Origin of the sequence: Shewanella sp. KCT, from assembly GCF_007636505.1 — a bacterium.
In the GTDB taxonomy this organism is placed as follows: domain Bacteria; phylum Pseudomonadota; class Gammaproteobacteria; order Enterobacterales; family Shewanellaceae; genus Shewanella; species Shewanella halotolerans.
In genome coordinates, this window is the sequence record NZ_LVDJ01000034.1 from 1 (window position 1) to 3,699 (window position 3,699).

The window sequence follows — 3,699 nt, forward strand, 5'->3', positions numbered from 1 at the left end:
CAGTAACAGCTTGAGTGCTTCATTCATCGATTGGCTTCCTTCTATAAAGTGAGTTTCTGTAGGGTTGGTTTTCGTGGGGTTAGCTTCAGTTCTGCTATGACCGGCCTTAAGTGCAGCAATGGCTTTCATGCCATCGAGCGCGGGGTCATTGGTCAGGGCAACATGGAGTAAACGGGTGGGACGACCACTTTGGGTGTCATAGGCAAACACCGCCGAGACATAGCGATATTCTTTATTGGCAATAAATTGGGCAGCAGGTGCGGTCCAGTCGACATTAAGGGCAAACACGCCTTCCCCAGGCACATACTCCAGCTGTTTAAACCAGCCAGCAGCAGGCGCGGGTTTACCGTTCTCATCGGCGTTTAGCGTTTGGTGCTCGTAGTCAAAATGGAAATCGTTTTCGCGGGCGTTAGCGTTGGCCAGCAGCATGGCGAAGGCCACCTCGTCCATTAGCCATTTGCCGCTTGCTACATCAAAGGGTCGGCCATCCTTGGCCGAAAACAGGCCATCAGGCAGCAGCTGCACCCGACGAGCGATGCTATTATCGGCACCAGTGTTGTCAGCATCGATGGCGGCCAAGGTAAAGTTGAGCGCCGCCAGTGACTCGCCCTCTGCCGCCAAGTGAGCGGTTTGGGCAGTCAGCGCTGCAATTGATTCAAAAGCGGTATGTGTTTTCATGGCCCCATGATGCGGGGCGATGGATTAGGATGGGATTGGAAAGGTTTCGGGAATTATGAGTTGGTATTGCACTGCATTAACTGGAGAATCATTTTCGCGCGCAGTGTTTCTTGTTCCTGAGCAAAGCGCAGTGCTTTAATCAGCTCTCCTGTTTCTTCACTGTTGACACTGTCTTGATAAATCTTTACCTGGTATTCAAGATAATCGTTATAACCAGTGCAGCATCCCCAGACGATAACGGCACCCAATAGCGTTATTCTGATTTGTTTTGCATCAAACTGTCTAGCCATTTGAACCGCCTGCTTTCCGCATTATAAATATCAAACTGATGTTGGCGGCGCAAAAACCTCAACACCTAGTTTAAAACCCGTTTAAATCTCTCTTAAGGCGTTTAACACCATCTGCGTCATACAACGAGATAACAAACCCAACTAAAGCGCTTAAATCGCGTTTGAGAGCGTCAACAAGAAAACAGGGGAGGTTAGGGCAACCCCTTAACCAGGTAGTTAGCCACCATGGCCTCGACCTCGTTCTTTTCAAATGGCGCCATGCCTAAAAACTCACGAGCGGGAATCTCAACACCGGGGATCATGCTGTTGGGGGCAGTGATGCCACCGAGCTGCTGCATGGCGGCATACTCTTGGTTACTGCCCAGGCTTAAGGTGTCACTGCTGATTTGATAATGCAGAGTATCAGCCAGGGTACCTGAATCTGTAAGGATACGGTCAAGTCGAGCGCCTTTAGCAGCCTTAATCTCTAACGTGGTGCCGCTCAGCGGCTCCCAAGGCGTGCCATCGGGCGCCTGCATATCCACAAATCGCTGCTGAGTGCTGGGCAGCAGGTATTCACCAATATCCCCCAGCACAGGCGCCAGATTTTGCCCCTGCTTCAGTAGGCGATTAAGGGCCTTGGCTATTCCCTTCTCGCCGCGATATTCAACTTTTATGTAGCTACCAGCCATCACGCCTCGCCTTTTATTTACTGAAAGAAGCCTAATTGAATAAGCCAAGGGTTAACCGTATACTGAACACAGGTGGATTAATTCGGTTGCGGTGTGGCGTGAGAATTAATTGCCAGTGTAGCTATAACCACACGTATAGCAGGCACTCCAGCAAGCTATTCTTCCTGTCCCTTTGCTTCTGCCGAATATAACAATCGACCACGACGCTGTTTATTGAGATAACCACCCGGCGTCAGTGGGATGAACGTCCATGCCTCGATACGCCCTTTAACCACTTGTGCCACCAATAGCAGGCTCTTATTTTTGCCGACATTAACAACCTTGATGTACCTCAGGCGCAGCGCCACCTTACCCGTACCCAGATGTTTTTCAAAGGCGGCCCACACCTCCTGCGGCGTGGCGATCACATCGGCCAGTAGGGGAATAAAGCGTGAGCGGTGTAGATCTTTACTCAGATGCTCAACCAAGGCTGCACTGTTGATATAAACCGGCAGGCTGTCTATTGGCCCTGGGACAATTTTCTCCTTACCAAATGCTTTATGCACAGTATCGCTGAGCTGCTCAATCGTTTGCGCACTTGGCGCCAATGCTACGCTGGTCTCAATTGCAGGAAGTAACTGGGGCAAGTTAAACGATTGCCAGGTATCAGACGTTAAGCTTTGCCACGCGTCGGCTTTTTGTGCCTGCCATGCCTGCATCTGCTGAGTGGTCAACCTTTTACCCAAGCTAGCCTCGCCGACACTGTAGTCAAACCCAGGGTCGATCCCTTTAGGTACCTGGTGCACTTCGCCTGTAGATTTGTCGGTCCAATCTCTGACGCCGTCCTGTGGCGCTGGGGTAACCGTCAGGCCGCGCCGTTCTAACTCATATTGACTCACACCATAGACCCGGCACTTGCAGCCCCAACCGTTTTGAGGGAAATGAGTCGACCACCAAGGGTGCTCTTTCGGCAAAATGGTATCGTGCCATTTTAGATGTAATTCACGCGGATAACGGCTATCACCGTGAGCATAGCGCCAATACGCAAACTGCTGCAGCTGCTCATAGCGACCCGCGTTGTAACTTTGACGCATGTTGGTATCGAAGATCACCCTGGCACGCCAATTTGCGCCGCCGGTATGTGCCCAGCCGTGTTTAGCCACTATCTTTTTAAACTCAGATTGAAACCAGGTAAGCGACTTACCACCGGCTATGGCGGCATCGACCGCACTGCGCAGATCAACCAACAAGTCATGTTTCATTGCCCCGGCCACCACAAACGCCTTGGCGTGGCTTCCCTGCCAGATATCGTTCCAGCGCTCGGTAGGCAGGTTAAGTTTGTCTTTAAAAAAGGCTATTTGCTCGTTAAACGGTAAGCTGCCGTATTGGGCGCTATTCGGCATGGCAGTACCTATCAACCAGCTTTAAGCAAAGAGGGTTAACAACCCAATGAATGCCATTGTCCTGGGTCACAAATATTGCTGCACGGCCATATTTGTTGTGTTCTCCATAGCCAATAAACGCATAACGCTTACTGAAAACGATATACAACTGAGCCAAAAGAGCGCCAAATTTTAACCCTACATAAACGCCTATCCACAAAAACAAGCCTAGGGACAATACAATGAAAACGTTAACCATTAGCGCCCCCCGCTGACATCATAACGTCCGGCCAGTTCGGCAGAAACCATCGCCAGCTGCAGCACCTCGCTCGCCTCATCAATGTTCAGATCAAGCGCCGCCAGTTTGGCCTGCAGTTCCTCCAGCGATTGCACACCATTGACTAGCGCCTGCACTTCATCGCTAAAGCCTTGCAATACTGGGCTCATCTCATCCACTAGCCGAGCGCTCATCTCATCCAATAGCCGATCATCATTAACGCGGTCTTGCTGCTCGGCCTGTTGTTTAAGCGCCACGATGCGCTTAATCGCCAGTTGCTTAAGCTTTGCTTGGCTAGCATCCACTACCGACGATTTGCCACCAACTGACAATACAGGCTCATCCTTTTGCGCAATGGGGATCTGCAGTCGCTCCTGCGCCCAGGACTGCGGAATGGCAAAGCCTATCTCGACCAGTTTGGG

At 51.0% G+C, this 3,699-nt stretch carries 6 protein-coding genes; all 6 read right to left on the reverse strand.

The features are described from left to right. Positions 1-678 (reverse strand): phage protease (locus AYI87_RS21075; RefSeq protein ID WP_222116796.1); only part of this gene is annotated, 678 nt, incomplete at its 3' end. Between the two features lie 53 nt (positions 679-731). Further along, the gene (locus AYI87_RS21080) at positions 732-968 is read right to left on the reverse strand and encodes a hypothetical protein (RefSeq protein ID WP_144204524.1); all 237 of its coding nucleotides are present in this window, start codon (positions 966-968) and stop codon (positions 732-734) included. Positions 969-1,159: 191 nt separating this feature from the next. After that, positions 1,160-1,639, reverse strand: coding sequence for a phage virion morphogenesis protein (locus AYI87_RS21085; protein ID WP_144204525.1), 480 nt, complete (start codon positions 1,637-1,639; stop codon positions 1,160-1,162). 155 nt (positions 1,640-1,794) lie between these two features. Next, positions 1,795-3,021 (reverse strand): PBECR2 nuclease fold domain-containing protein, encoded by a 1,227-nt coding sequence (locus tag AYI87_RS21090; RefSeq protein ID WP_144204526.1) that lies wholly within the window; start codon positions 3,019-3,021, stop codon positions 1,795-1,797. Further along, positions 3,011-3,259 (reverse strand): hypothetical protein, encoded by a 249-nt coding sequence (locus AYI87_RS21095; RefSeq protein ID WP_144204527.1) that lies wholly within the window; start codon positions 3,257-3,259, stop codon positions 3,011-3,013. Before AYI87_RS21095 ends, AYI87_RS21090 begins: the two co-directional genes overlap by 11 nt. After that, positions 3,259-3,699, reverse strand: a 441-nt coding sequence (locus AYI87_RS21100) for a DUF935 family protein (RefSeq protein ID WP_144204528.1), incomplete at its 5' end; no start/stop codon positions are given. The genes AYI87_RS21100 and AYI87_RS21095, both read right to left, overlap by 1 nt.

Bases quoted from the DNA above. Each gene is read 5' to 3' on its own strand.
- AYI87_RS21080 (WP_144204524.1), bottom strand. From the start codon at position 968: ATGGCTAGACAGTTTGATGCAAAACAAATCAGAATAACGCTATTGGGT.
- AYI87_RS21085 (WP_144204525.1), bottom strand. From the start codon at position 1,639: ATGGCTGGTAGCTACATAAAAGTTGAATATCGCGGCGAGAAGGGAATA.
- AYI87_RS21090 (WP_144204526.1), bottom strand. From the start codon at position 3,021: ATGCCGAATAGCGCCCAATACGGCAGCTTACCGTTTAACGAGCAAATA.
- AYI87_RS21095 (WP_144204527.1), bottom strand. From the start codon at position 3,259: ATGGTTAACGTTTTCATTGTATTGTCCCTAGGCTTGTTTTTGTGGATA.